Source organism: Pseudodesulfovibrio sediminis, assembly GCF_020886695.1.
In the GTDB taxonomy this organism is placed as follows: Bacteria; Desulfobacterota; Desulfovibrionia; order Desulfovibrionales; family Desulfovibrionaceae; genus Pseudodesulfovibrio; species Pseudodesulfovibrio sediminis.
The window spans coordinates 1,698,646-1,723,884 of record NZ_AP024485.1 but is presented as its reverse complement, the minus strand read 5'-3'; the positions used below and the strand labels follow the sequence as shown (position 1 = coordinate 1,723,884).

The following is a 25,239-nucleotide window of genomic DNA, read 5'->3' as shown; positions in this document are numbered from 1 at the left end:
ACTTCTCTCGCTGTCCTGTCTGTTGAAGATAGTCGAATCTTCAGGGGAAAACTTGGACAAAATTGCTGAATTCGTCTTTTTGTCACGGGGGATGGTTCTTCGGGCTTTTGCTAATGTAGTCACTGCGGATGGTCAGTCAAACAGTGATCCCCTGCTGGTCCGTCCCATGTGGGCTTTCCGGTTGAACCTCGAAGAGGGGGGTGGTACGTTGCCCGTTGTATAGCAAAGAACAGGAGATGAACGATGACGCTTGAAAGTGGAATTGCACTGGCACTGGCCACATTTATTTTTGCCCTGATCCCCGGACCGGGCATTTCCGCGGTGGTGGCCCAGTCCCTGGCTCGTGGCTTCAAGGCTGGTGCCGCTTTTTCCTGCGGCCTGGCCTCGGGTGATGTCATCTACCTGCTCACGGCCCTGTTCGGCATGGGCTGGGTGGCTTCGCAGATAGGTTCGTATTTTGTCATTCTCAAATGGGCCGGCGCTGCCTATCTCATCTACCTGGGCGTGAAGTGCTGGCTGGCCAAACCGCCTGTTCAGCAGGCCGGAGACTGTCAGGCCCCGGCCAGAGCCGGTCGCAGCTATCTGGCCGGTTTCTGCGTGACCCTGGGGAATCCCAAGGCCATCGCATTTTATTGCGGATTCCTGCCCGGTTTCGTGGACATGTCCGCGTTGACCGGCACGGATATCCTGTTGGTGATTTCCATTATCGTGCCGATCATCGTTTCGGTTCCCATAGGCTATGCATGGCTGGCCGCCAGAGGTCGCAACGCTGTCCGCTCCACCAGAATGTGGAAGGTCCTCAACCGAACCGCAGGCTCTATCATGATTGGCGCTGGTGCGGCTGTGGCGACAAAGTAGCTGTTTGACCAGCTTCAATACGTATGAATTAATATAGCTCGCCTCTCTCTCTTTTTTTTTGCTGGCGCGGACGGCCTGACAAGCCGTTGAGCACAGGAGAGGGATGGGGCTGGGGAAGGCAATAGTTGTCCAATATTCTTACTGTCAGTGAACTGACTCGTTCGGTCAAAAATCTGCTGGAAGCGGAATTTCCGTTTGTCTGGGTGCGTGGCGAGGTGTCCAACCTGGCTCGTCCGGCCAGTGGGCATGTGTATTTCACGCTCACTGACGGGGACGCGGCCTTGTCCGTGGTCTGGTTCAAATCATCGCAGAAGTCTGCACGGCCCGTTGATCAGGGCGGGGAACGGGTCAACCCGCTCACCGGCGAAATCGAGGAAGAGCACGGAGCCACCGCGTTGACCGGCAGCGGCATCGAGGACGGCATGGAAGTGCTCTGCGCCGGACGGCTGAATGTGTATGAACCGCGTGGCCAGTATCAACTGGTGGCCGAGTTGGTGCAGGATCAGGGCGTGGGCGACCTTGCCGTGGCCTTTGAGGCGCTCAAGAAGAAGCTGGCAGAGAAGGGCTATTTTGATGAGGACCGCAAGATCGCGCTGCCCCGCGACCCAAAGCGGGTGGCAGTGGTCACGTCCCGTTCAGGAGCGGCCATCCGGGATTTTCTGCGTATTGCCGACACCCGCGGAACCGGATCGGAAATCCGTATTTATCCGACACTGGTGCAGGGTGACCGCGCATCGGAGCAGATCGCGGCGGCGCTCGATCAGGTGGACGCGGACGACTGGGCCGAGGTCATCGTGCTCATCCGTGGCGGCGGTTCGCTGGAGGACCTGTGGGCCTTCAATACCGAGCCGGTGGCCGATGCCATTTTTCGGGCGCGTCTGCCTGTGATCACGGGCGTGGGACATGAGCCGGACATGTCCATCGCGGATTTCGTGGCGGATAAACGGGCGGCCACGCCGAGCCATACGGCACAGGAGATATGGCCCCGACGTGAGGTTCTGGCTCAGGGACTGGATGTCCTTGATATGCACCTTGGCCGGGCATATGCCAACTGGCTGCAGGGCAAGAACACGCATTTCGAGCATTTGCGCAAGGCGCTTGTGTGGCTGTCGCCCGAGCGTCGGCTGGAACGGATGGAAGATATGTTCTCCTCGCTCATGTCCCGATTGCAGGGCGCGGGGCTTGACCATTATTACGAGGCTGTCGGCGAAACGGTCCGCACGTCCAAGCGCTTGAACAGAGCCTTTGGTGTGGGGCGGGTGGATGTGGAGGGCAGGACTCTGTCCACTCTGATGCATCGCATGGAAAGGGCGTTCGGGCCGGATGAGCTGGAGGACGCGGTCAGCGATCTTGGGATCATGGCGAGGCGGTTGGAGCAGGGGATGGAGCGCACGCACGCAGACAAGGTGCGGGCGTTTGAACTTGCGCAGGCCGCTCTCAAAGGGCTTGATCCAGAAGGCCCGCTTGAGCGTGGCTACGCATTGGTACAACTCAAAGGGGACGGTTCCTTTTTGCGCGACCCGAAGCAGGTGGCGGAAGGGGATGCCCTTGATATCAGAGTGAAACACGGGCATGTTGCTGCCACGGTTTCCAAAGAACGCAAACATGACGCATAGAGGTTGAGATGAAACGGTTTTTTCTGTTCCTGTTCATGATGATCACACTGACCCTGCCGCTGGTTCCCGTTTCCGTGACTGCCCAGGATTTCGGGCTGGAAGAGGGCGACGGCATCGGGCTGATCCTGCCCAAGGATGCCAATGCCGCCAATGCCGAGACAGCCGTCGAGGCCGAGGACAAACCGGCCGCCAATGCCGGGTCCGCGCTTATTCTGGCCGCACCGAGCCGTGCGGGTGTGGGGCAGCCGTTTCTTGTCCGATTGACCTCTGATCAGCCTCTTGAGTCCGTGTCCGTCCATTGGATGGGCAAGGAAGTGGTGCCGTCCATTTCAGTCTGGAATAATCGGCACGTGGCTCTGGTCATGCTCGGCAGTGATGTCCTTGACGTCAAGCCGGGCAAAAAGGAGCTGGCGGTTATTGCCACCATTGACGGCAAGGACAGTACATTTCGTCGAGACATCCAGCTGACCTCAAAGAAGTATCCCAAGCAGGAGCTGACGTTGCCCGAGGACATGGTGACCCCGTCCGAAGATTTCTATGACCGTATCAAGGCCGAGCGCGAACAGACCACGGCGGCCAAGAACACGGTGTCGCCCGTGCGTATGTGGCGGTTGCCCCTGTTGCGTCCGGTTGATGGCGATGTCAGTAGCGAGTACGGCTTGCAGCGCATCCTCAACGGCAAGCCCAAGAATCCGCATCGTGGCAACGACCTGCGATCCCCCATGGGCAATCCGGTCAAGGCGGCTGCCGATGGCATCGTCATTCTGGTGGGTGACCACTACTATGCCGGTAATTCGGTCTATATCGATCACGGCAACGGTGTGGTGACCTTGTATTTCCACCTGTCAAAGCCCACCGTCAAAGAGGGGGACAAGGTGCAGCGCGGGCAGACCATCGGCCTGTCCGGCATGTCCGGGCGTGCCACCGGTCCGCACTTGCATTTCTCGGTGTCGGTGCTGGGCGAGCTGGTTGATCCTGCACCCCTTTTTGCCGCTGACACAGACGCGTTGCTCAAATAAATGAAGATAATGAACAACGTGTTGCGTGTACACCTGCTCGGGGTCATGCTGTGTCTGCTGATGGCAGGTTCTGCCCTTGCCGGGGATCGGGTGGAGTTGCTCGTCCCGGAACAGGTCGGGGTGGGCAAACCGTTTCTGTTGCGCATCGTCTCCTGGTATCCGCTGGAAAACGTGCAGGTGGAGTGGAATGAGAAGACCGTCCGCCCGACGGTGACACGGCCTGGCGAAAAGTCGGAAGCCCTCCTCATGCTCGGTATCGGCCTGCGCAAGGATCTGGGGACGTATCCGCTCAAGGTTACCGTCGATATCTGGGGGCATACCTATCACTTCTCGCGGAACATCAAGGTGGTCGAGTCTGTCTGGGGGAAGGAGACGCTGCGGGTTGCGCCCAAGATGGTTGACCCGCCAGCAGAGGTGCTGGATCGCATCAAGGCGGAGCGCGCGCAGATCCTTGCAGCTCTGAATCAGGTCACGCCTGAACGGTTTTGGGATCTGCCTTTTGTGCTTCCGACCAAAGGCAAGATGCTCAGCCGTTTCGGTTTGTACCGTGTTTTCAACGGGCACACCAAGAGTCGTCATACCGGGCTGGACTTTCGGGCCTGGAAAGGGACACCCCTGCATTCCATTGCCGCAGGGAGAGTTGTTCTTACAGACCACTTCTACTATGCTGGCAACGCTGTCCTGATCGATCACGGGAACGGGCTGTTTTCCATGTACGACCATCTGTCCAGAATTCTGGTCGGTAAAGGGGACGTGGTGCAACCCGGACAGCGGGTCGGTCTTTCCGGGGCCACGGGCCGTGTGACCGGTGCCCATCTGCACCTGGCCGTCTTTGTCCTTGGCGGGGTGGTTGATCCAGAGGTTTTATTCGAAAGCTCTGTTGACAACATATTTAAATAATACGTTATTGATTAATTTAGCTGCCGGAGGTCCCTGTGGCGAAAGATACATTTGAAAGTAGGTTGGAGCGGCTCAAGGATGTGGTCGAGAAGCTGGAAAGCGGAGACCTTCCCCTGGAAGACGGCGTGGCCCTGTATAAAGAGGGGCTGGAGCTGGTTAAGTCGTGCGGCAAACAGCTGGAGAACGCCCGACATGAGGTCAAGATAGTGTCTGACGGGCTTGTCAAAGAGTTCGACGCGCTGGACGCCCTTGCCGATGAATCGGAGTCTGCATGACCATCAAGGAACAACTCGCCAAGCGCGCTCAGGACGTGGAAGCGTACCTGACACACTGTCTGCATGATCGGGGAATACCCGCACGATTGCAGCAGTCCATGGAATATTCATTGCTGGCCGGCGGCAAACGGTTGCGGCCCGTGCTGGTCCTGTCCTGGGCGTCTCTGCTGCATCCGCAGGATACGGATATAACGGACAAGGTCATGCCTTTTGCGGCGTCACTGGAGTGCATCCACACATACTCGCTCGTTCATGACGATCTGCCTGCCATGGATGACGATGATCTGCGCCGCGGCAAACCCTCCAATCACAAGCAGTTTGACGAGGCCACGGCCATCCTGGCTGGCGACGGGCTGCTCACCGAGGCGTTCGGCCTCATGAGCGCCGCCTCCATCGTCAAGGGATTGCCCGCCGATCGCGTACTACGCGCCATATATGTGCTGGCCACCGCTGCCGGAGCCGGGGGCATGGTCGGCGGTCAGGCCGTGGACATGGAGTTCACGGGGCGGGACGACGTGCCGCTGGAGGAGCTGCGCGAGATGCATGCCATGAAGACCGGCGCACTCATTACCGCCGCCTGTGAATGCGGGGCGATCCTGGCCGGTGCCGGAGACGAGGACATCGAGCATGCCCGCGAGTTCGGCAAATCCATCGGCGTGGCCTTCCAGATCGTGGACGATGTTCTCGACGTGATCAGTGACACTGAAACGCTGGGCAAGCCTGCCGGAAGTGACGAGGCCATGGGCAAATCCACCTACCCGTCGCTCATGGGGTTGGAGAAGAGCAAAAAGCTGGCCGCAGAGTATATAGACACAGCCCTTCAGTACCTTTCCGGCTATTACGGGAGCGAGCAGGAATTCTTGTGGCAGTTGTCGCGATACATAGTGGACAGGGTCTACTGATTGGCATAGAATTTTCGGCCTATGATTAAAGATCCAAAGAAGACAGTCGTGCTGTCTCAAATACATAAGCCCGGCGATGTGCGTGACCTGGAAGGCGACCAACTGGACGTCCTTGCCCAGGAGTTGCGCGATATCATCATCAGCCAGGTCTCCAACCGGGGCGGCCACCTCGCGCCCTCTCTTGGTGTCGTCGAGCTGACCCTCGCCCTGTTTCGATCCTTTGATCTGGAAAAGGACAAGCTTGTTTGGGATGTGGGCCATCAGGCCTATGCCCACAAGTTGCTCACCGGGCGGCTGGACGATTTTTCGACATTGCGTCAGAAGGGCGGAATGAGCGGGTTCCCGCGCATGGCCGAGTCCTCCTATGATCATTTTGGCGTGGGTCATTCCTCCACCTCCATTTCCGCCGCGCTCGGCATGGCCATGGCCCGAGACCTCAAGGGCGAAGATCATGAAGTGGTGGCCGTTATCGGCGACGGATCGCTCACGGCAGGGCTCGCTTTCGAGGGCCTGAACCAGGCAGGCGATCTGGGTCGCAAAATGGTTGTGGTCCTCAATGATAATGAGATGTCCATCTCCCGAAACGTGGGCGCACTCTCCCAGTTTCTTTCGCGCAAGATGACCTCGCCGTTTTTGCAGCGCCTCAAGTCAGACGTGGAAGGGCTGCTGGGCACCATTCCCAAGATCGGTGACGATCTGGCCGGATATGCCAAGCGATACGGCGATTCCGTGAAGTCGTTTTTTACGCCGGGCATTCTGTTCGAGGCGTTTCATTTCACCTATGTAGGTCCCATTGACGGACATGACACCGCCACCTTGGTCAAGGTTTTCGAGGAAGTGAAGAAACTCGATAAACCTGTGCTCGTGCATGTCATGACCACAAAGGGCAAGGGCTACGAACCCGCGGAAAGCGATCCGTCCCATTTTCACGGAGTGGGCAAGTTTACGCCCGAAACCGGGCTGGCGCGGAAATATACCGGGAACGGTCTGCCGTCCTATACCGAGGTCTTCGGGGCCACCCTGTGTTCCCTCGCGGACAAGGACGAGACCATCATGGCCATCACCGCGGCCATGCCTGAGGGCACCGGGACCGAATGTTTTCGTCAGAATCATTCTGACCGTTTCGTGGACGTGGGGATTTGCGAGCAACACGCCGTCACCTTTGCGGCGGGGCTGGCGACTCAGGGGTTCAAACCCGCGGTGGCCATTTATTCGACCTTCATGCAGCGGGCCTATGATCAGATTGTGCATGATGTCTGTCTGCAGAATCTCAACGTGAATTTATTTCTGGACCGCGGTGGGCTGGTGGGCGAGGACGGGGCCACGCATCATGGCGTGTATGACCTGAGTTATCTCCGGCATATCCCGAACTTGGTCATCATGGCCCCCAAGGACGAAGCTGAGCTGGCGCAGATGATGGTCACGGCCTTTGCCTATGACGGGCCGTGCGCCATGCGGTATCCGCGTGGTACCGGCGTGGGAGCCTCTGTTTCCGCTTCCCCCCGCAAGATCGCCATCGGTAAGGGCGAGCTGATCCGTGACGGTAAGGATGCCGTTGTCATTACTCTCGGCTCCCGCGTGTATCCCGCTCTGGAAGCGGCCATGGAGCTGGAGGAATCCGGGCTTGAAGTGGCTGTCTTCAATACCCGGTTCGTCAAACCGCTGCCCAAAAAGCAGTTGCTGGAACTGGCTGGCAGGTTTGACAGGATCGTACTGGTGGAAGAAAACGCTCGCATGGGCGGCTTCGGTTCCGCTATCCTGGAACTGTTGAACGACGCCGATGCGCTCCAGGGCAAAAAGGTTCAACACCTCGGTATCCCGGACGAGTTTATCGAGCACGGCACGCAGAAGGAATTGCGGAGCATGCTCGGTATAGATGTGACCGGGATCAAAAAAACGGTCAAAAATCTCTGTAAATAAGGCTTCCCCGCGCACCATTTTGGTGCAGAGAGGGAGAGACTGCTCATACAAAAGCGCGCCATGCATCAGCACGGTGCGCTTTTTCTTGAATCAGGTTCGGGGCAAATGTTGTGGAAAGAAAGCCGTCGGAACTTTCTATCTTCCGCAGCACTTCTTGTATTTTTTGCCGGACCCGCAGGGGCAGGGCTCGTTGCGGCCGATCTTCTTTTCCTTTTTGATGGGCGGGCCGGAGACCATATGCCCGTCAACGTACAGCCATTTGCCGTTGTCGTTCTTGAATTCGCTCCGTTCGCGGTGAGTCTGCGCTTCGCCGTCAATGGCATAGGAAGCGGAGAATTCCACGATACCGGCTTCGTCGCCTTCCTGCCCGGCCCAGGTGTCGTGGATGGTCAGGCCCAGCCATTCGGCAGACTCGCTCCATTCGCGCACGGACTGGTCGTCGTGGCCGTCCATTGCTTCGGGGGCCAGGGTTGCCTTCAGATAATCAAGCTCCTGAAAGACATAGGCGGAGTAGCGGGAACGCATGAGCGCTTCGGCTGTGGGGGCCGGTTTTTCACCGGAAATATATGGGGTGCAGCACTGGGTGTGGTCCAGTCCAGACCCGCAGGGACATTCATTACTCATAGTGGGTACCTCGTGTTTTAGTGAGGCGGATTGTAGAGAAAACGGGCCGTGTGTCAATGAGTAAGACGTTGCAAGCGCTTTTCAGACGTGGCATACCAGCTCCCATGTTGCGCATTACAGACAAAATATGCATTCCGTATGACGAGATACGCTTCATCACCAGCCGCAGCTCCGGGCCGGGCGGTCAGCATGTGAATACGGCTGACACACGGGTGACCCTGCTTTTCAATGTGGATACGTCCCCCAGCCTCACGGAGTTACAAAAGGTCGCGATCAAAGGAAAATTGCGGCGTCGCATCAATTCCCGCGGCGTGTTTCAGGTGACCAGTCAGAAATTCCGTAGTCAGAAATCCAACAAGGACGCTGCCATAGAGCGCTTCATCGAGCTTATGCGGTGGGCGGTGGAACCGGTTATTCCCCGTAAGGCCACCAAGGTCCCCAAATCGGCCAAGCGCAAACGGTTGGATCGGAAAAAGAAGGTCAGCGATCGCAAGAAGAATCGGAAACTGCCGGATTTCTCTGGCGAGTATTAGCCCTTATTCAGGGCCGCTTTCAGATACCTTTCGCCCAACCGGGTTCCGGGATGGGCTTCGGCCAGATGCAGGTAGATCACTTTCAGATACTGAGCGTGGATTGCCGCGGCATGCTTGAGTCGTGCCGCGACTTCGTCCTCGGTGACGGAGTCCAGTGCGTCCAGAATGGTGGAGATGCGGTGGCGCGAGCGATGCCTGGCATTGATCTCGGCGTGGCCGGCTTGCGCGATGGCTTCACGGCGGGCGTCATCGGCCAGCAAGGCACAGGCAATGTCCACCAAGGCGTCCATGTCGTCCTGAGGGTAGGTGACCAGATGCCTGCCATCCTCGAACAGCAGGGATTGGCCGTGCTTGACCTCCGGGGTGAGCAGACACGCGCCTGTGGCCAGCGCTTCGAAGACTCGGAAATTGAGGTCGCCCCGTTCGGCAAAGTTGAGCACGATCCTGGCCTGCGGGAACAACTCGGAGAATGCGCCCTTGCGGACTTCGAGATTGGGGAGGCGCGCCTTGAGCTCCTTGAGAAATCCGTAGCGTATGGGGGTGGTTTCCCGGTCCACATTGCCCACGAAGAGCACGTCCCATATTTTTGCCGGAGGGGTGGCGGGCGGTGTCTCCTCGCGGAGGGGATACGGCGGCAGCCAGAAGACCTGATCGCCCTGAAGACGCTGGCGGAAGCGGGGCATATGGTCACGCAGACTGACGGCTACCCGGTCGAATCCCTGGGCGTACATGGGGTACCACGAGTGGATGTGGGAATCGATGGCATAGAAGAGCGTGGGGCAGGGGTATGATTCCACGCCGATGAGCGGTGGTGGAACACTGCGGTCGGCATAAAGTACCATGTCCGGCTCGCCATCACAGCGGGCGACGATGTCGTCCCAGGTAATAGTCACCGGTTCGGTGATGGGCATGTTGATCACGTCATAGCCGAGATCGCGGGCATAGTGCTGTTTGAAGTAATAGCCGCCTATCCAGGCAATGCGTTGTGGTGACACGGTTAGCTCCTTTGGACTGTGTAGGGCGCGTCAAGGGTGGGGTTCGGGCCGAACATGCCGTCTCCTTGCGGTGTAGCATAGTGGAAATGGTACATAAATTGTATCTAATGCTCCATCGGTGTCAATTTTCTTGTGCGCTTGACGGCTCGCTTGTGTGTAAGTGGGGTTTAATGCGTAAATAATTATTTGATATAATATAACTTTAATGTGGAGAATCCCATGACTCGCGCCGAATTGATTAACCTTATTTGCGCCCACGTCAGGGCCAAGGACTATCTGGAGATTGGCATTTCCAAAGGCCAGACCCTCAGCAGTGTTATTGCGTCCAATAGAACCGGTGTTGATCCGGCTCCGCGGCTGGCAGAGCTGGAGGACCGGTACCGTGCCGGAATGAATGGCGTGAGGATGTTCACTTTGGAGAGCGATCCGTTTTTTGCTGATAATACGGAGACTTTTGACGTCATTTTCGTAGATGGCTTGCATCTTTATGAGCAAGCCATCAAGGATGTTCTGAACGCCTTCAATATCCTCAACCCCGGCGGGTTCGTCATTGCGCACGACCTCCTTCCCGAAAAGGAGGAGGAGGCAGCCCGAGATCGTGATAGTTACATTTGGAACGGCGATGTCTGGAAGATCATGCTCGACCTCAATACATATCACCCCGGCGTAGAGAAGTTTGTGGTTAATTCTGATTGTGGCATGGGTGTGCTGTGGCCGTCTGATCCTGAACAACGGTTCGATCCGGTCTTCCATCAGGAAATTCTTGAAGCGGACTTTTCCGTGTACGATTCTGGCAAGCAGACCTTTATGGACATCGTTGAGCCGGACGAGCACGAGATTATCCGCAGACTTATGGCACGCAAGGCCGCTCTCAAGGCTGTTGCCTAACCTGCTTCGAGCGGTGCTAATAGACATGATCGAAAACTTGCCGGATATTCAGAGCCTGCTGAACCGCGTTGACCGCACCGGGGAAGGTGTAGTGGTGGAGCTGGAAAAAGGGAAATACGTTCCCATTGATTCCGACCGTTTTTTTTCCAATGTTCCTACAAGTCTTTTTGCTAGCACCGTCTGCAAGAATACCAGAGGCAAATTCTTCTCCCCGCCTCGACGGGTGTACCGGCTTTACAACGCTGTCATGTCTCCGCTGGTACGTCGCCCCGGACGTTGGCCTGAAATTATGTATATTCATTCCAGTGAAGGGCGGCTACTCCACGATCTGCTTCAGCGTTCGGAGGATTCCTCCCGGCTTCCCTACGAATACGTCAATCCGGTCAGGATGGGCGGGGCCTGCGTGTATCTCGGCATGCTCATGCCGTATTTCGGTCATTTCCTTTCAGAGGTTGTTTCCCGTTTCTGGTTGAGTGATGAACTGCGCGGCAGGGATGTGAAATACGTCTTTCATGCTACCCCTGCTTCCATCGCAGCATGGGACACTGACACCCGTTCCACTCGGTTTGTGGAGTCCATAATGAACCTGTTCGGCATTGATCGGTCCCAGATTCATTTTATTACTGAAGATACGGTTTTTGACGATGTCATCTGCCCTACGGCACTCAACTGGTACACGCAAGGGTATCACCCCGAATACGTTGCAATCGCCGACCGGATCAGGGACGCTTTTATTGATACGTCTGCTCAGACGCCCAAACGAATTTTCTTGAGCCGAAGTCGGTTCAAAGGACGCAACCTGATCAACGCCGCCCAAATAGAGGCTCTGTTTGCAGGTCATGGCTTTGAGATCATCCATCCACAGGAGCATTCCTTTGGCGAGCAGGTGGCCATGGTTGCGGGTGCTGAAGTCATTGCCGGGGAAGAAGGCTCGGCTTTTTGCAACGTCATGTTCTCAAACAAGCCGGTTATCATTGAACTTGAATCCGGGCGTTTTCATCAGAATCTCCCCCGGCTGTCATACATGATGTCTCAGGCGTATTGTTTTATCCTGCCATATCTCAATGGAAAAATGATTCCTGGTGTAGGCATGAAAACGAGGCTGTATGCCAATCCATGGGCTGTAGATGAAACGTTGGCCGTGCTCTTTGATTCCAAACCTCTGGGCGAAGCCGTGTGCGGGCCGAAAGAATGTGCTCGGTTGTATGAGCATGCCTTTATTGCTTCACAGTCGGCAGATCCAGAACGGTGGGTAAAAATAATGCGTACTGTGCTTTCGGAGTACCCGGACAATTTTTCACCGGACATGCTCACCGGATTGGTGCAGAATTTTGAGCAATGTAAGGCCACCCCTTCCGTCATCAATCAACTGGCAAAAGAAACACTCGCGCTTCTCAAGGAGTTTGGCGCGAGCGGTCGAGATTGATACCTTTCTGTTTTGATCGGCGTTATTCGGCGGCAGAAGTTGCCCTCATGCCGAATCGCTTCAAGGCGTATTCTTGTAATTGCTTGTTCCTGATGTGCAGATCTATTTCCGTGGGAATTGGTTTGCGTACTCTGCAATTGCGGCAGTATGCAGGTTCGTTGGGAGTGTTCACCGTGGCTCGGATTTTCTGAGCCTTTTCACAATTCCACAGTTCATCAAAGCTCTGATCAAGCAGATTACCGATGTTGGTCGGTCCTCCGCAGCATAGATTGGCAGTGCCGTCCAGGTCGATCAACAGCTTGGTCCATGGGTCCGAACAGAACCGGTTATTTGTTCCGCTCTGGTCGGTCGGGCCTTCGGAGAAAAGCGGTGGCAGGCGCAGGTTAACGCCGAGTTGAGCGGCAATGGTCCGGGATCGACGCAACCATCTGTCGCTCTCTTCCTGGCAGAAGAAAACAGACTCCTCAATCAGTTCTTTAGTGTGGCAGGATGGGTAGAAGACGTTGATGGATGAGACGCCGATGTCGCTGGCCATGGAGATGAGTTGAGGCAGTTCTGCCATGTTCGAACGCATCTGGAGGAAGTTGAAATGCATGTCCGGGAAAGGGGAATCGTATTTGATTTTGTTTTGGGTGATGTTGGCGATACCTTTCATGACCTTGAAGAAATTGCCGCCCCGAATTTTTTTATACGTCTCCTGACTGCCTCCATCAATACTGAATTTGATGTGGAAGACACTGTTTTTTACAATGGCCTCGCACATGGAATCCGTGAGCAGTGAGCCATTGGAAATCATGGTGATTTTACATTGATTGCGGTGGGCTTGTTCGTAGATATCTGTGATGTGCGAGTACATGAGAGGTTCGCCACCGAAAATCTGCAACCGGTCCACAAAGGGAAGAATCGGCTCCAGTTGTTCGTAAACCTTTGGGTCTATATCCTTGTCGAAGTGTTTCTGGTAGCACATTGTGCATCGATAATTACACCGCAGGGTCGTGGTGATAGTCACTTCCTCGGGGAAGCAGATGGAGGTGGGGACATTGCCTTTGGCCAACTCTTCATTGAAGATAGAATTCATTTGCTTGATGTTTGGGTAGTATCTGGCGTCCATAATATACTCCTAATCCACGTGAATGGCTGGGCTCGCGTCCAAGCATGGGGTCGGTATTTCTCCGGAATCAATAAAATTTTGTGCTGCGTCCATGACCTTTCCGGAGAACAGCGATGAGGTCAGGTTCGGGTTTTGGCGGGTGGTACGGCAGGACTTGCACTGGGCAGGGGGATGGGGGGTGTTGATGAGTTTCCTGGCCCCCACACGCGCCTTGTTGTTCCACTCGTCCATGAATTCGCCGTTGTTCAGGTTGCCGGTGTTGCCGCCACCGCCGCAACACATGGACATGCGGCCGTCAGGCCAGATGAATGTCGAGCGCCATGGGTCTTCGCAGATTGCAGGGGGCGCTTGGTCCACCGGGGTGACAGCGTGTTTGGCATCTTTAAACAACTGATTGGGCAGGGTCAGGCTTATGCCGATGTGGTCGGCCATATCCTTGGCGGCGAGCATGATTTGGTCTGCTTCGTCTTGCATGAAATACAAAGATTCGGGGATCATTTCTTCTACATGGGCTACACCGTATGACACGTTGATGTGATTGATGCCCACACCTGCGGCCATGGATACGAACTTGGGCAGTTCCATGATATTGGAACGCATGGCTACAAAGCCGACCTCAAGCATGGGCCAATTTATACCATGGGCGATTTTGGCCTGAGCCAGTTTCTTGATGTTCATGAGGACTTTTTGCAGGTTGCCGCCCCTGATTTTGGCATAGGTCTTCTGGGTCGCTGCATCCAGGCTGAACTTGACCCTGAAGAGTCCGAAATTCAGAATTTTTGCAATATTCTTGTCAGTGAGCAAAACTCCGTTTGTCACCATGGTTAGGCTACAACCGGCTTTGAGTGCGGTTTCGAAGAGCATGTCGAGATGGGGGTACATGAGAGGCTCGCCACCGGTCACGTAAAGCGTTTTTACGAAAGGCAGAATATCGCCCAGCTTTTCAATGGTTTCGGGTGGCAGATCGTTGTCTGTCTCGCGCCGCCACTCCATACACATTATACAGCGATAGTTGCAGCGATTAGAGACGGCTACTGTGATATTTTCCGGAAACGAGTCCACCTGTCCGACGTTGGCAGATGCGTACACTTGGTTAGCCAATCCATTGAGTTGTTTGATATTTTGTAAGTATTTCACCCTAACCTCCATATCAGTGAAGTACGGAATAAAATTCCAATCCACACTCTAGCAATAGTCATGCCGAAGCGCTGTTCTGATGCGGGTGCTGAGTCGAGAGACAAGTCTCAGAAATCATAGGAGAAGAGTATTCGAGTCGCCGAAGACATACAGAAAAAAACGTCAACAAAGTGACGCGAGAGGAGGGGCGTGGCGGCAGAAGTTAGTAGGAAATCAGACCCAGTTTGTCCAGGGCCATATATAACTCGCGGCTGACCCAGGCGTCGGTGGCGGCGTAGTTGATCTGCTGGGTGGTGAGTTTTTCCTTGGCCCAGTTAGAACATTGGGCTGATTTGGAAATGCGGAATCCGAGCAGGTTGGCGGCCATGTTGCGGAGACCATGGGTCTGCATTTTGGCCTGGGCAGTGATGGTGGAAAGATCAATGAAACCGCTGGGTTTGAATTTGGCATGGCGTTGCAGGCCAAGGATGTCATCACGCACGGCTACGCCGGTTTTAGTGGTTTGTTTGTCGGCCAGGATGTTGCACAGGCCTTCTTTGAGGCCCACGGCATAGATCTGACAGACGTAGACACAGGTTGCGGTGGCGAGCTGCAGGATGGCTGGGGGGCCGGGCTTCTTTCCCTTCTTGAAGACGGGGCGGGTCTCGGTGTCGAAACCGAGCAAGGATTCGTCCGTCAGATCAGGCAGAGCCGCTTCCAACTCTTTCTGGTTGCGAATTAGCTTGATATTCCCCTCGTAGCGACGAAGAGGCATGGCGTTGATCTCGTCTTTGGAGAAGGCCCTTAGGTGCTCTGCTGGTATGTCTAACGTGTCCGTGGTCATTAATGCGGTGTCATTTTCGTTAAAAGTTGCGCGATCGTGGTATATTGATGCGGATTCGTCAAGCCTTAGGTGGAGAGGGCGCGTTTTGACACCAGGTTAATCCCAACGAAAGTGCAGTGAGGAGCATGGAGACGCGTTCTGACGCCACCAGTATCCCCCGCCACATTGTTCTTTGGCCGGAAAAATGTTTCGAGGCGACGTGTTTCGAGTCGTGTTCTCTACGAATTGGCGCATGGTTGCGTGTTCAAGAACTGCGGCGGTTTCTTCAAGAGTCGTCTCGTTTTTGTCAAGCTTCTGCAGTTGGGCAATGGTCGCGGCAGTGATCCGGCGTTGGGACGACATCGTTTCATTGAATTGCTCCAGGGTCTCAATGGTCTTTTCCCGGTTGTCCAGCCGCGCGTAGGACAGCGCCATGTACAGGCTCGCTTCCCATGCCTTCTTTTCTTCCTTGCGGTGGGCCATTTCCATGGCGTCGAGGCATTCCTTGTACCGCCCTGCATAATAGAAAGAGATACCGGCCTTGAGCAGGGAGGAGGGGAAAAGCGCGGTTCGGTTGGGCGGATCAGCCTGCAAAGCCAGCCCATAGCTGTCAGCGGCTTTTTTGAAAAAATCGTTGGCCTTGTCCCCCTGTTTGGACGTGAAGAGGCGCCAGGCGCGTTCGAAGTTCTTGTCTCCGACCCGGGTGTTCGCCCCGGCCATGGCTCCCCCGGCAGCGACCAGAAGGAGGATGACGGTCAGTGTGCAAATTATGGTTTTCTTCATTTGTACCCTCGTTTTCAGGGCATGTATGCCCTGGCAATTCGGAAAATATCATCATACGCCAATTTGTTTCTGATGCCCAGCGCCATTTCCATGGCCATATCCATTTTGCGTCCGGTATCGATCAGGACGCGGTCCCGGATTCCTTCCAGATGGTAGGTCACGAAGTCCGCATCGAATTTGTCGATGGCCAAAGAGATGCCTTCGGAAAAGAAGCGGGAACCCATATGTGGAATAAATGTCTGGAGATTTTCCTTGCCTTCGCGGCGCGCAAACATGACGAAAAAGAGCAGTTTGACCAGCAGGCGGTCCGTTTGCAGCTTGTGGTCGACCGAAAGCAGGGTGTCCCTGTCCACGCCTTTGGGCTTGATGGCGTCGAACATGGCGGTGGCCATGTCAAAGGCGCGGTCCTCGGTCATGAGCGGGTGGGCGAACTTGGAGTCCATGCGCACCAGCGTGATACGCGGATTCTCGCCAGAGGCGATGGCATAAATGGCCAGCCGCATCAGGTCGATCTTGGTTCGATATTCATCAAGAATAAGGTCGCGTTTGGCCTCGGTGAGCCTTCTGACCAGCGGCACGTCTAGCGGCGAGAAAACCGTTTCCAGCAGATGCAGGATATACGGCTCCATGGTGTTGGCGATCTCTTCGTCAAGAATGGCGCGACTTTTTTTGGCGTCCGTAATCTTCTTGATGGACAGCCAATAGGCGGCCAGCCCCTCCAGGGGCATTTCCAGAATATCGAGTTCCTGTAACTTTTCCATGGCACTGCGCTTTATGGTTGACGAGGAAGTGTAAAAAAAGACACGTTATGCACTGCGCACTCTACCAGAATTTTTCAAGAAAACAAAGAACGCACTGCACTCACGGAGATCGACTGCATGCTTGCATATCCTCAATTTAATCCGGTTATCTTTTCCATCGGCCCGCTCCATCTGCGATGGTACGGCATGATGTATGTTTTCGGCATTGTTTCGGGCTGGCTGCTGGGCAGATACCGTGCCTCCAAGCCGTGGAACAAGTTCACCCCCAAGCTCATGGATGACTTCATCACCTGGGCCATCCTCGGCGTGGTGCTGGGTGGACGCCTCGGGTACTGCCTGTTCTACAATACGAGTTTTTATTTCGCCAACCCCATGAAAATATTCGCGGTCTGGGAAGGCGGCATGTCCTTTCATGGAGGCTGTCTCGGTGTGCTGTTCGCCATCTGGCTCTTTGGCCGTGCCAACAACATGAGTTTCCCCGAAGTCGGTGATTTCATCTCCCCACTGGTGCCGCCCGGCCTCTTCTTCGGTCGTATCGGCAACTTCATCAATGCCGAACTCTGGGGGCGCTACACCGATCTTCCCTGGGCCATGCCGTTCCCCGGCGCCGGAGGATTGCCTCGTCACCCGTCCCAGCTCTATGAAGCCGCTCTGGAGGGCCTCGCCCTGTTCATCATCGTGTGGTGGTATTCGGCCAAGCCGCGTCCCAAGGGATGTGTCGGCGCGTTGTTCCTGCTCGGGTACGGTGTTTTCCGTTTTCTGGTGGAGTTCGCCCGCGAGCCGGACGCCCAGCTTGGTTTCGTTGCGCTGAACTGGATGTCCATGGGGCAGATCCTGTGCGTGCCCATGATCGTGTTTGGCGCCGGTTACATCTGGTGGGCGTATCGCTCATCTTCAGCGGCAGGGCGGTAAACACGATGCAAGGATTTCCAGATGGAATTATTCCTCCAGATATGGGGTGGCATATCCTATCTCCTTAACAAGGTGTGCTTTTCTCAGGCCGAGCGCAGCACGACTTCCCGGGGAAATCGTCACTGGCGTCTATGGTCGTGGGGTGTTTATCTGATCGGGCTTCCTGCCTGGGTCACCGTCTTTGTTACCGAACACAACTGGATTGCCGCGGCAGTGGAGTCAGGCGGCGCTCCGGCCATGATCATCGGTTTGATCATCGCCTTGCGTGGACATGGGCATGAGCCCAAGTGGCTTGATCATCTCGCCCGCTTTTCTGTCGTTATCGGATTAGGGCTGAGCTTTTTTGAATTCGGGGGCATCAGTACGTTCAAGCAAGTCCTTGAACTGTGCATCGCGGCCGGATTCCTGCTGGGCACCTACCTCATGGCAAAGGACAATATCCAGGGATATTTCTGGCTGATGCTGGGGAATGTCAGCTGTTCGACCCTGATGGGAATCCAGCAGTATTACATTCTCATGGTGCAGCAGCTCGTGTCGCTTGTGTTTGTTGTGGACGCGTATAGAACCCGTCGCAAGACAATGCACGAATCCGAATAACCTGATGTCTGTACAGACGGACTACCTGTCTCTACGCCATGCGTTTTGTTCGACGTTTCCGCCAACTACATGGTGAGGACAAAACCGATACCGGCGGCGATCTCGCCGACTATGACCGCGCAGCCCAGGAAATCGCCGTTGGCTCCCTCGACCTTGACGGCCAATCTGTACAGGGCAAGCAACGCCAGCGACACAACGATGGTTCCGGCTATGGCGCCGGTCAGCCCGACCAGCACGATGCCTGCAACAAAAGAGAATAGCGCGGTGGCCAGTGCCACGCCCAGAGTGGCGCCGTCGATGTAGAGTTTGCCCAGGCCGGAGCGCACCAGATGGCGCACATGATAGCCGAGCCAGACCGCGCCGCTGCGTCCGAGAATGAACGCCCAGATGATGGCCGGATACGCTTCCACCCGCGCCATTTCGTGAAACAGAATGACCTCGCCGCCCAGAGCCATGATCAGGCCGATGACGCCGAACGCGCCGGACCGGCTGTCCTTGACCACCTTCCAGAACAGGGTCGGATCGGTGTGGGTGGTGACCGCGTCACAGATGTCGGCCAGACCGTCCAGATGCAGCCCCCGCGTCAGGATGATGGACAGGCCGACCATGAGCCATGCCTGCACCCACGGTGCGGTATTGAGCAGGCCGAGGGCAAAGGGGAGCACCACCACCGCGCCGAGCAGCGCTCCGACCGGGGCCATGTAGCGCATGCACTTGTTCATGTCTTCCTCAGAGATGACTCGGGCCGGGGCCAGACGGGTCAGAAAGCCGAGTGTGTCGAAAAAAAGCATCACCCCTCCCAGGAGAGTTCTATTGCGTCGCCCATGGACAGGCCGAAGCGTTTGGCCGCAGAGCGTTGGTTGACGGCGATTTCAAGGAATCCCTGACTGCCTTCGAGCAGACCGGGTTCGCCTTCGGGCATGGCCGCGTAGGATTTGACATAGGCAAGGATGCCACCGGCCGGGGACACCATGCGGATGGTCTCGTGATTGCCCAGGCAGCCCCCTTCGAGGTTGAGCACGCAGTTGCCGAACCGGTCGATGTGCAGCACATGGCCGCGCGCCCGATTGGGGGTCACGTTCGGATGGGCCCAGGGCAGGGATACCAGCTCCTCCGCCGGCATTTCCTCGCCCAGAGACTCCGGCTTGCCGCCCAGAGCGAGCCATGCGGCCAGAGGCGCAAACACGTCCCGGCCATGAAAGGTGTGGGAGATCTTCTTTGGCGCGTCCATGGCGCGGGAGAGATCAAAGCAGCGGACATTGTCCCAGGCATACTTGAGCGCCAGGGCAAGGAGGCCGTTGTCCGGGGCCACCAGCAGGCGGTCGCCGACTTCGAGGCAGGCGATCTTGCGGTCCGTGCCCACGCCGGGGTCGACCACGGCCAGAATGACCGCGTCCTTGGGAAAATGTTCGTAGCTGGCGGCCAAAAAGAATCCGGCCTGCGCCACGTTGTAGGGCTCCACGTCGTGGGAGATGTCTATGACATTGCAGACAGGGGCCTTCTTGGCAAAGACGCCTTTCATCTGGCCCACATAGGGGTCGTGGAGGCCGAAATCAGTGATGAGTCCGATGGTGCGGGATGCTGGCGTCTCTTTCTTGAAAGCGGAGAGCATCTAGTAGACCTTCCTGTTGGAGAATCCCTGGCCCTGAACGTGGAAGCCCGAGCCCATGATGAAAAACGCCTCTGGGTCGATGGTGTAGACCAACTCCTCCAACTCCTTGAGCTGCATGGAAGAGATCATGGTCATGATGACCTTTTTGGGGTCGCCGGTGTATCCGCCGGTCGCATCAAGGATGGTCACGCCCCGGTCCAGGTCCGTGAGGATGGCCGCGTTGATGGCAGCCTGATGATCCGAGATGATCATGACCATCTTTCGCTCCGAGAACATGCCGAGCACGTACTCGATGCCGATGGCGATGATAAAGGTCATGGCAATGGAGTACAGCACGATGTTCATGTCCAGATAGATGAAACCGGCCACGAATCCGATCATGTTGAACCAGAACTCGAAGGCCCCCAGCGACATGTTGAATTTTTCTTTGAGGATGACGGCCAGTATGTCCGACCCGCCCGTGGAGCCGAGCGATCGCAGGGCCATGCCCACGCCCGCGCCCATCAGCCCGCCGCCGGTGATCACCGCCAGCCAGATATCCTTGATCGGCACCGTCCACGGGATGATGTCGATAAAGACCGAGGTGATGAACATGCCGTAGAGCGAGTAGAAAAAGAATCGCTTGCTCACAAAGACCCAGCCGAGCACGAACACGGGCAGGTTGAGCACCAGATACCACTGGCCCGTGGTCAGCCCGCCGAATGCGTAATAGCAGAGCAGGGCGATACCGGACATTCCCCCGGTAAGCAGGCCGTGCGGCACGGCCACGGCCTTGATGGCAAAGGCGATGAGAAACGAGCCGCAGGTGAGCAGCGCGACATTCCAGGGAACGCCGAATGTCAGTGCGCGGGTTTTCATTTTGAAATCGTATGAGGTCATTTACCCTTTCTATCGGGTTTTGCGGCCAAGGAAAACCAAAAAACGAATGACAAAGATGTCAATTATGTGGCGTGGAAACGTCCGCTTCAATCAGGGGGTTGATCGAGGCGTCCGCCCTTGGATTGGCAGGGAGGCATATGGTTTTGCAGGAGATCGTGGACACACGCCACGCGCGCTTTTTCGTCAGGTTCGATGAGCGCATATGTGCAGTTCCAGCATTCGGAGGCCGCGCATTCAAGGTTCGCCTGCTGGTCGAGGGGCGCGCTCAGGTCCACGCCATGCCCGATATGCAGGATGTTGGCCTGATATCCGGCGCGGTGCCCGCGCGGGTGGGTGTAGGCGAGCAGGATGATGCCGCCTGCGTCGGGCAGTTCAGCACTCTTGGGGTATATGGTGAAGGTGTAGGTTGTGCCGGAGGAGCCTATGAAGGGCCATTCTTTTTGTCTGAACATTTCAAGTCACTAAGGCATAAGGGAGGGGGGAGTCTAGTTTATCTGTTTTTTTGAAGAGGGGAAGAGAAAAGGAAGAATGAAGAATGAAGAATAAAGGCAAGATTCGTCGCTGGCGCGACTCCAGCTTTTTTTTTGCCCTCCCGGCGGGGTTCTTTTTTGGCTGAGCCGCCCCAAAAAAGAACCAAAAAAATGCGGCTTTCTAGCGCGACCGCCCGAGGTTTGACGGCAAGAAGCTGATCAACTCGGGACGGCTCCACGCCGGGAAAAGTAGAGGCCTCTCTCTCCGCAACCCGCCGGGTTGAGAAAAAGCATCCGTATCATCTGACCGGAGCCGCCGCCCTCTCGTTGTCAGCTTCTAAGCCTTGCAAACAGGGCTAAGTTTGTACGATTTGAGCGAAATTACATACGGCAGCATACGCTGTCCATGAGGCGTTTCTATGGTGAAAATTCCCGCGTGATACATCAAGAGGGTTTGTTGCTTCGCAAAAAGTCGGTTGTCGAATCGGTTTTCTGCGTTGAAGATCATTTTACCTCCTCTGGAACTTCTTAAATGGGTGGGGAAGGCTAAGTCATTGATCAATAGCTTTTTTGATGATATTAAGAAGTGAATATTTATTCAGCAATATTGTCGAAAAGGAAATGTCAATGTCTACAACTGCGTTCTTGTATATTCTAGACGAATTGAAAATAGCTCTTGGTTGCAAAAAAAATTTCAGTACATAAAAAATGGGATAAACCTCTTCCTAGAAGTGATGGGCAGTGGGCAATAAAATGGAATGGAGAGGTTCTTCTATTTGAAAGGGGGATAGACTTTACTAGAGACGAAAAAAAATTTGCAAAGATAGTTCTCGATAGCTTTGTAAGTTTAGATAAAAAAATTGGCTCAAGAGGTGTTGCACACCAATATTTACAAACATCTATTATGGCCTCTGTGTTCGATATAGCAATTTCTCGTTATATTGCAATATCAAGGAGTCAGTTCCTTAATATTCATACATTGATTCAGCATTTTAAAAGATTGAGTTTTGAGAGATATGAAGGAGAACAAGTCAAAACAGGAATGGTTGTTAGGAAAGGTAAGTGCTTTAACGCCGGAGATTCCCAAATTAATAAAATGAGGTACGAAAAAGTTGCATTTGATAGTAGTGTTCACCTTACTCAAAAAATATTAAGTGATACAGCTTTTTTCAGATATGTTGATGGTGTAGAATCGTTTTATTGTTGTGATGCAGGCCTTAACATTCACGGGTATGTAAATATATTACATGATGAATTTAATGTGTTTGAGAGATTGTCTGGAGCAAGAATTGAGTTTCTTATTAAAGAGCTTGATGATGTTCACTTTTACATTGGTATAACAAGCTCTTCAGATATTGAGATATTTTACGATGATAAATTTAGAATTTTGTTTAGAAAAGGACGTTGGTATTTTATTGATACTGAATCAGTCAACAGGTCAATAATTGAAAGATTAGATAAGGGCGTTGTTGATCCATGGCGTATTTTCTATTCATTATCAAAAATAAGGAAAGGTACTGCAGCATTATTTGCTGAGAATGATGATGAGCCAGGCTTTAAAGAAATGCTGGTTGGGCATGTTTCGAAGGATAAGGAGATGTTACAGGCCGTTGAAAGTGGTATCGTTGTGGCCTCTATTGATCGTTTATGCGAGACAGGTGAATTGTTTAGAATACTCACGACGGATGGTATGACGATTTTTACAAATGATTTCGAGGGGATTATAGATTTTTCAGTAATCGTTGACACTTCTTTGGCCTCAAAGTCTGCTGGATGCAAAAATGCTGGCGGTGGAGGTCGGTCTACAGCAGTATGCGCAGGATCTGTTTTTGGTAACGCTTTAAAAGTGTCTGAAGATGGGCCCATTTCTGTCTATTATCACGAGGAGTTGATTTATAAAATTGGGTGATAATGCTTAACTGTGTAAATTGCTAGCCATCCCCCCCAAAGCTTAGAAGCTGACGATTTTGTCGGAGCGGTTCTTCGAAACCGGGAGCCTCTTTGGCGACTGTTTCGTGGAGCGGAGGCGAAATCGATCAGATTCTTGCTTTTGGGAGTGAGGCGGCGGCGCTCGGAAAGGGGTTTTTTTTTGTCCCTTTTTTTGCCCCAACAAAAAAACGGACCCCGCCGGGAGGGCAAGAAAAAAAGCCGGAGTCGCGCCAGCGACGAATCTCGGCGAAGCCGCATCCCAGACAATCCCGCCGCCAAAGGCGGCTTCCATCTCACTCTTCTCCCTCAACTCTTCGAGGCCGCGCTGCTCGAAGCGCCTAGGCCGCTATCGCAAGCCGCCACCTATAACTATATTAGACAACCAACTCCAAATGCCGTAGAAGACTGTTCCGAAACGCCCGATTGCGGGGGTCTTATCCTGTGTCCGGCTGTAATAGCCGCTAGCAAAAAGAAAATATGAGCAAGATCGATAAAATACGCAATTTCAGCATCATCGCCCACATCGACCACGGCAAGTCGACGTTGGCGGACCGCATTCTCGAAATCACCGGCATGGTCGGCGATCGTGAGAGAAAAGAACAGTATCTGGATAAAATGGATCTGGAGCGGGAGCGCGGTATCACCATCAAGGCGCAGACCGTGCGCATTCCATACACCGATACCGACGGCCAGAAATATATTTTGAACCTCATTGATACACCCGGCCATGTGGACTTCAGCTATGAAGTTTCGCGGTCGCTGTCCGCCTGCGAGGGCGCGCTGCTGGTGGTTGACTCCACCCAGGGTGTCGAGGCCCAGACGTTGGCAAACGTCTATCTGGCCATGGATAACGACCTTGAGGTCGTGCCTGTCCTGAACAAGATCGACCTGCCCAGCGCCGACCCGGACATGATCTCCAGAGAGATCGAAGAGGTCATTGGCCTGGACTGCTCCAACCCGATCATGGTTTCGGCCAAGACCGGCAAGAACGTGCAGGAAGTCCTCGACGCGGTCATCAATCTGCTGCCGCCGCCCGAGGGCGACCCGGATGCACCGCTCAAAGCGCTGATCTTCGATTCCTGGTACGACTCGTATCAGGGCGTTGTGGTGCTGTTCCGCATTCTTGACGGTACGCTCAAGAAGGGCAATCGCATCAAGATATTCTCCACGGGCAAGGAATTCGAAGTCACCCGCGTGGGTGCGTTCATGCCCGAGGCCGTGGATATCAAGGCCATGGGGCCGGGCGAGGTCGGATTTCTGTGTGCGTCCATGAAGGAACTGGGCGATGCGCCCGTGGGTGACACCATCACTCTGGCCGCGAACCCGGTCACAGAGCCGTATCCCGGCTTCAAGCCGGTCAAGCCCATGGTCTTCTCGGGTCTCTATCCCGTGGAGCCGTCGGAATACGAAACCCTCAAGGCCGCGCTGGAAAAACTCCAGCTCAACGACGCGGCATTCAGCTACGAGCCGGAAACGTCTCAGGCTTTGGGCTTCGGCTTCCGTTGCGGTTTTCTCGGCCTGCTGCACATCGAGATCATTCAGGAGCGGCTGGAGCGTGAGTTTGAGGCCAAGCTCATCACCACGGCCCCGTCCGTCATCTATGAGGTGTCGGATATCAAGGGCGAGATCCTGACCATCGACAATCCGAGCAAGTTGCCGGACCCGTCAAATATCGGCAGCATCCGTGAGCCGTTCGTGCGGCTGGAAGTGCATGTTCCCAATGAATTCGTCGGCGCGGTGCTCGCCTTGTGCGAGGAGAAACGCGGCATTCAGAAGGACATGGCCTACCTGACCGAGAAACGGGTGGTCATCACCTATGAGATTCCGTTTGCCGAGGTCATGTATGACTTCTTCGACAAGCTCAAGTCCTCCACCAAGGGGTATGCGAGCCTTGATTACGAAGTCATCGACTACCGCGAAGCTGATCTTGTCCGCCTTGATATCCTGATCAACGGCGACCCTGTGGACGCATTCTCCTGCATCGTGCATCGCGAGAACGCCGCCCGCATAGGCCGCTCACTGGCGCTCAAGCTCAAGCGAAGCATCCCACGTCAGATGTTCGAGGTGGTCATTCAGGCCGCCATCGGCAACAAGATTGTGGCAAAGGAACGCAATGCGCCGTTCCGCAAGGACGTCACCGCCAAATGTTACGGCGGCGATATCACGCGTAAACGTAAATTGTTGGAAAAGCAGAAAGAGGGTAAGAAACGTATGCGCCGCATGGGCAACGTTGAAATTCCGCAGGAAGCTTTCCTGTCTGTACTCAAAGCCGACGAAGACTAATCGCCTG

General features: G+C 54.9%; 26 protein-coding genes. 15 read left to right on the top strand and 11 right to left on the bottom strand.

The features are described 5' to 3' along the window. The first annotated feature begins 52 nt into the window (after positions 1 to 52). The 8 genes from SRBAKS_RS08300 to dxs all read left to right on the top strand — a co-directional run bounded on the left by SRBAKS_RS08300 (position 53) and on the right by dxs (position 7,490). On the top strand, positions 53 to 223 hold the full coding sequence (locus SRBAKS_RS08300; protein WP_229596188.1) for a hypothetical protein: 171 nt from the start codon (positions 53 to 55) through the stop codon (positions 221 to 223). A 20-nt stretch (positions 224 to 243) separates the two neighbouring features. Next, complete coding sequence (locus SRBAKS_RS08295) at positions 244 to 858, top strand: LysE family translocator (RefSeq protein ID WP_229596186.1); 615 nt, start codon at positions 244 to 246, stop codon at positions 856 to 858. Between the two features lie 125 nt (positions 859 to 983). Then, entirely contained in the window at positions 984 to 2,474 is a 1,491-nt protein-coding gene (gene xseA, locus SRBAKS_RS08290) for an exodeoxyribonuclease VII large subunit (RefSeq protein ID WP_229596184.1), read from the top strand. 8 nt (positions 2,475 to 2,482) lie between these two features. Next, complete coding sequence (locus SRBAKS_RS08285; protein ID WP_229596182.1) at positions 2,483 to 3,493, top strand: M23 family metallopeptidase; 1,011 nt, start codon at positions 2,483 to 2,485, stop codon at positions 3,491 to 3,493. 9 nt (positions 3,494 to 3,502) lie between these two features. Continuing rightward, positions 3,503 to 4,393: a M23 family metallopeptidase gene (locus SRBAKS_RS08280; protein ID WP_229596180.1), complete on the top strand. Its 891-nt coding sequence runs from the start codon at positions 3,503 to 3,505 to the stop codon at positions 4,391 to 4,393. Between the two features lie 35 nt (positions 4,394 to 4,428). Next, positions 4,429 to 4,668 (top strand): exodeoxyribonuclease VII small subunit, encoded by a 240-nt coding sequence (gene xseB / locus SRBAKS_RS08275; protein WP_229596178.1) that lies wholly within the window; start codon positions 4,429 to 4,431, stop codon positions 4,666 to 4,668. Further along, positions 4,665 to 5,570 carry a polyprenyl synthetase family protein gene (locus SRBAKS_RS08270; protein ID WP_229596176.1) on the top strand — a complete coding sequence of 302 codons (906 nt, stop codon included), beginning with the start codon at positions 4,665 to 4,667 and terminating at the stop codon, positions 5,568 to 5,570. Before xseB ends, SRBAKS_RS08270 begins: the two co-directional genes overlap by 4 nt. 21 nt (positions 5,571 to 5,591) lie before the next feature. Beyond that, positions 5,592 to 7,490: a 1-deoxy-D-xylulose-5-phosphate synthase gene (gene dxs / locus SRBAKS_RS08265; protein ID WP_229596174.1), complete on the top strand. Its 1,899-nt coding sequence runs from the start codon at positions 5,592 to 5,594 to the stop codon at positions 7,488 to 7,490. Positions 7,491 to 7,625: 135 nt separating this feature from the next. Here the strand turns inward: dxs and SRBAKS_RS08260 are convergent, their stop codons facing one another. Next, positions 7,626 to 8,114, bottom strand: a complete 489-nt coding sequence (locus SRBAKS_RS08260; protein WP_229596172.1) for a YchJ family protein — start codon at positions 8,112 to 8,114, stop codon at positions 7,626 to 7,628. Positions 8,115 to 8,170: 56 nt separating this feature from the next. Here SRBAKS_RS08260 and arfB point away from each other — a divergent pair, with 56 nt between their 5' ends. Further along, a complete protein-coding gene (gene arfB, locus SRBAKS_RS08255) occupies positions 8,171 to 8,647 on the top strand; it encodes an alternative ribosome rescue aminoacyl-tRNA hydrolase ArfB (RefSeq protein ID WP_229596170.1) in 477 nt (158 codons plus the stop codon). Here the strand turns inward: arfB and SRBAKS_RS08250 are convergent. Further along, positions 8,644 to 9,642 (bottom strand): glycosyltransferase family protein, encoded by a 999-nt coding sequence (locus SRBAKS_RS08250; RefSeq protein WP_229596168.1) that lies wholly within the window; start codon positions 9,640 to 9,642, stop codon positions 8,644 to 8,646. The two genes, arfB and SRBAKS_RS08250, sit on opposite strands and share 4 nt — an antisense overlap. 219 nt (positions 9,643 to 9,861) lie before the next feature. Here SRBAKS_RS08250 and SRBAKS_RS08245 point away from each other — a divergent pair, with 219 nt between their 5' ends. Beyond that, complete coding sequence (locus SRBAKS_RS08245) at positions 9,862 to 10,530, top strand: class I SAM-dependent methyltransferase (protein ID WP_229596166.1); 669 nt, start codon at positions 9,862 to 9,864, stop codon at positions 10,528 to 10,530. A gap of 25 nt (positions 10,531 to 10,555) precedes the next feature. Next, positions 10,556 to 11,956, top strand: coding sequence for a glycosyltransferase family 61 protein (locus tag SRBAKS_RS08240; RefSeq protein ID WP_229596164.1), 1,401 nt, complete (start codon positions 10,556 to 10,558; stop codon positions 11,954 to 11,956). 22 nt (positions 11,957 to 11,978) lie between these two features. On the opposite strand, the gene SRBAKS_RS08235 is transcribed toward SRBAKS_RS08240, so the two are convergent. The 5 genes from SRBAKS_RS08235 to SRBAKS_RS08215 form a co-directional block, all read right to left on the bottom strand. Then, a complete protein-coding gene (locus tag SRBAKS_RS08235; protein ID WP_229596162.1) occupies positions 11,979 to 13,067 on the bottom strand; it encodes a radical SAM protein in 1,089 nt (362 codons plus the stop codon). Between the two features lie 9 nt (positions 13,068 to 13,076). Continuing rightward, a complete protein-coding gene (locus SRBAKS_RS08230; protein ID WP_229596160.1) occupies positions 13,077 to 14,204 on the bottom strand; it encodes a radical SAM protein in 1,128 nt (375 codons plus the stop codon). 202 nt (positions 14,205 to 14,406) lie between these two features. Then, positions 14,407 to 14,958, bottom strand: coding sequence for a 3'-5' exonuclease (locus SRBAKS_RS08225; RefSeq protein WP_229596097.1), 552 nt, complete (start codon positions 14,956 to 14,958; stop codon positions 14,407 to 14,409). A gap of 165 nt (positions 14,959 to 15,123) precedes the next feature. After that, the gene (locus SRBAKS_RS08220; RefSeq protein ID WP_229596095.1) at positions 15,124 to 15,789 is read right to left on the bottom strand and encodes a tetratricopeptide repeat protein; all 666 of its coding nucleotides are present in this window, start codon (positions 15,787 to 15,789) and stop codon (positions 15,124 to 15,126) included. A 14-nt stretch (positions 15,790 to 15,803) separates the two neighbouring features. Next, positions 15,804 to 16,550, bottom strand: coding sequence for a hypothetical protein (locus SRBAKS_RS08215; RefSeq protein ID WP_229596080.1), 747 nt, complete (start codon positions 16,548 to 16,550; stop codon positions 15,804 to 15,806). Positions 16,551 to 16,667: 117 nt separating this feature from the next. Between SRBAKS_RS08215 and lgt the strand changes: the two genes are divergently transcribed. Continuing rightward, positions 16,668 to 17,462, top strand: a complete 795-nt coding sequence (lgt, locus tag SRBAKS_RS08210; protein ID WP_229596078.1) for a prolipoprotein diacylglyceryl transferase — start codon at positions 16,668 to 16,670, stop codon at positions 17,460 to 17,462. Between the two features lie 21 nt (positions 17,463 to 17,483). Further along, positions 17,484 to 18,059: a nicotinamide mononucleotide transporter gene (locus SRBAKS_RS08205; protein WP_229596076.1), complete on the top strand. Its 576-nt coding sequence runs from the start codon at positions 17,484 to 17,486 to the stop codon at positions 18,057 to 18,059. A gap of 65 nt (positions 18,060 to 18,124) precedes the next feature. On the opposite strand, the gene SRBAKS_RS08200 is transcribed toward SRBAKS_RS08205, so the two are convergent. The 4 genes from SRBAKS_RS08200 to SRBAKS_RS08185 all read right to left on the bottom strand — a co-directional run bounded on the left by SRBAKS_RS08200 (position 18,125) and on the right by SRBAKS_RS08185 (position 21,002). Then, positions 18,125 to 18,850: an adenosylcobinamide-GDP ribazoletransferase gene (locus SRBAKS_RS08200; protein WP_229596074.1), complete on the bottom strand. Its 726-nt coding sequence runs from the start codon at positions 18,848 to 18,850 to the stop codon at positions 18,125 to 18,127. Continuing rightward, entirely contained in the window at positions 18,850 to 19,671 is an 822-nt protein-coding gene (locus SRBAKS_RS08195) for an SAM hydrolase/SAM-dependent halogenase family protein (RefSeq protein WP_229596072.1), read from the bottom strand. The genes SRBAKS_RS08200 and SRBAKS_RS08195 overlap by 1 nt, the downstream gene beginning before the upstream one ends. Beyond that, positions 19,672 to 20,550: a YitT family protein gene (locus tag SRBAKS_RS08190; RefSeq protein WP_229596059.1), complete on the bottom strand. Its 879-nt coding sequence runs from the start codon at positions 20,548 to 20,550 to the stop codon at positions 19,672 to 19,674. A gap of 86 nt (positions 20,551 to 20,636) precedes the next feature. Next, positions 20,637 to 21,002 carry a hypothetical protein gene (locus tag SRBAKS_RS08185; protein ID WP_229596055.1) on the bottom strand — a complete coding sequence of 122 codons (366 nt, stop codon included), beginning with the start codon at positions 21,000 to 21,002 and terminating at the stop codon, positions 20,637 to 20,639. A gap of 694 nt (positions 21,003 to 21,696) precedes the next feature. Between SRBAKS_RS08185 and SRBAKS_RS08180 the strand changes: the two genes are divergently transcribed. Together SRBAKS_RS08180 and lepA are read left to right on the top strand one after the other, a co-directional pair. Further along, on the top strand, positions 21,697 to 22,929 hold the full coding sequence (locus SRBAKS_RS08180; protein WP_229596051.1) for a hypothetical protein: 1,233 nt from the start codon (positions 21,697 to 21,699) through the stop codon (positions 22,927 to 22,929). Between the two features lie 497 nt (positions 22,930 to 23,426). Continuing rightward, positions 23,427 to 25,232, top strand: a complete 1,806-nt coding sequence (lepA, locus tag SRBAKS_RS08175) for a translation elongation factor 4 (protein ID WP_229596049.1) — start codon at positions 23,427 to 23,429, stop codon at positions 25,230 to 25,232. The last annotated feature ends 7 nt before the right edge of the window (positions 25,233 to 25,239 follow it).

Coding starts and splice junctions, on each gene's coding strand:
- SRBAKS_RS08200 (WP_229596074.1), bottom strand. CDS start 18,850: ATGCTTTTTTTCGACACACTCGGCTTTCTGACCCGTCTGGCCCCGGCC.
- SRBAKS_RS08280 (WP_229596180.1), top strand. CDS start 3,503: ATGAACAACGTGTTGCGTGTACACCTGCTCGGGGTCATGCTGTGTCTG.
- SRBAKS_RS08185 (WP_229596055.1), bottom strand. CDS start 21,002: ATGTTCAGACAAAAAGAATGGCCCTTCATAGGCTCCTCCGGCACAACC.
- lgt (WP_229596078.1), top strand. CDS start 16,668: ATGCTTGCATATCCTCAATTTAATCCGGTTATCTTTTCCATCGGCCCG.
- SRBAKS_RS08215 (WP_229596080.1), bottom strand. CDS start 16,550: ATGGAAAAGTTACAGGAACTCGATATTCTGGAAATGCCCCTGGAGGGG.
- SRBAKS_RS08195 (WP_229596072.1), bottom strand. CDS start 19,671: ATGCTCTCCGCTTTCAAGAAAGAGACGCCAGCATCCCGCACCATCGGA.
- arfB (WP_229596170.1), top strand. CDS start 8,171: ATGAGTAAGACGTTGCAAGCGCTTTTCAGACGTGGCATACCAGCTCCC.
- SRBAKS_RS08225 (WP_229596097.1), bottom strand. CDS start 14,958: ATGCCTCTTCGTCGCTACGAGGGGAATATCAAGCTAATTCGCAACCAG.
- SRBAKS_RS08260 (WP_229596172.1), bottom strand. CDS start 8,114: ATGAGTAATGAATGTCCCTGCGGGTCTGGACTGGACCACACCCAGTGC.
- SRBAKS_RS08190 (WP_229596059.1), bottom strand. CDS start 20,550: ATGACCTCATACGATTTCAAAATGAAAACCCGCGCACTGACATTCGGC.
- SRBAKS_RS08240 (WP_229596164.1), top strand. CDS start 10,556: ATGATCGAAAACTTGCCGGATATTCAGAGCCTGCTGAACCGCGTTGAC.
- SRBAKS_RS08220 (WP_229596095.1), bottom strand. CDS start 15,789: ATGAAGAAAACCATAATTTGCACACTGACCGTCATCCTCCTTCTGGTC.
- SRBAKS_RS08295 (WP_229596186.1), top strand. CDS start 244: ATGACGCTTGAAAGTGGAATTGCACTGGCACTGGCCACATTTATTTTT.
- SRBAKS_RS08245 (WP_229596166.1), top strand. CDS start 9,862: ATGACTCGCGCCGAATTGATTAACCTTATTTGCGCCCACGTCAGGGCC.
- SRBAKS_RS08235 (WP_229596162.1), bottom strand. CDS start 13,067: ATGGACGCCAGATACTACCCAAACATCAAGCAAATGAATTCTATCTTC.
- lepA (WP_229596049.1), top strand. CDS start 23,427: ATGAGCAAGATCGATAAAATACGCAATTTCAGCATCATCGCCCACATC.
- dxs (WP_229596174.1), top strand. CDS start 5,592: ATGATTAAAGATCCAAAGAAGACAGTCGTGCTGTCTCAAATACATAAG.
- SRBAKS_RS08205 (WP_229596076.1), top strand. CDS start 17,484: ATGGAATTATTCCTCCAGATATGGGGTGGCATATCCTATCTCCTTAAC.
- SRBAKS_RS08270 (WP_229596176.1), top strand. CDS start 4,665: ATGACCATCAAGGAACAACTCGCCAAGCGCGCTCAGGACGTGGAAGCG.
- SRBAKS_RS08285 (WP_229596182.1), top strand. CDS start 2,483: ATGAAACGGTTTTTTCTGTTCCTGTTCATGATGATCACACTGACCCTG.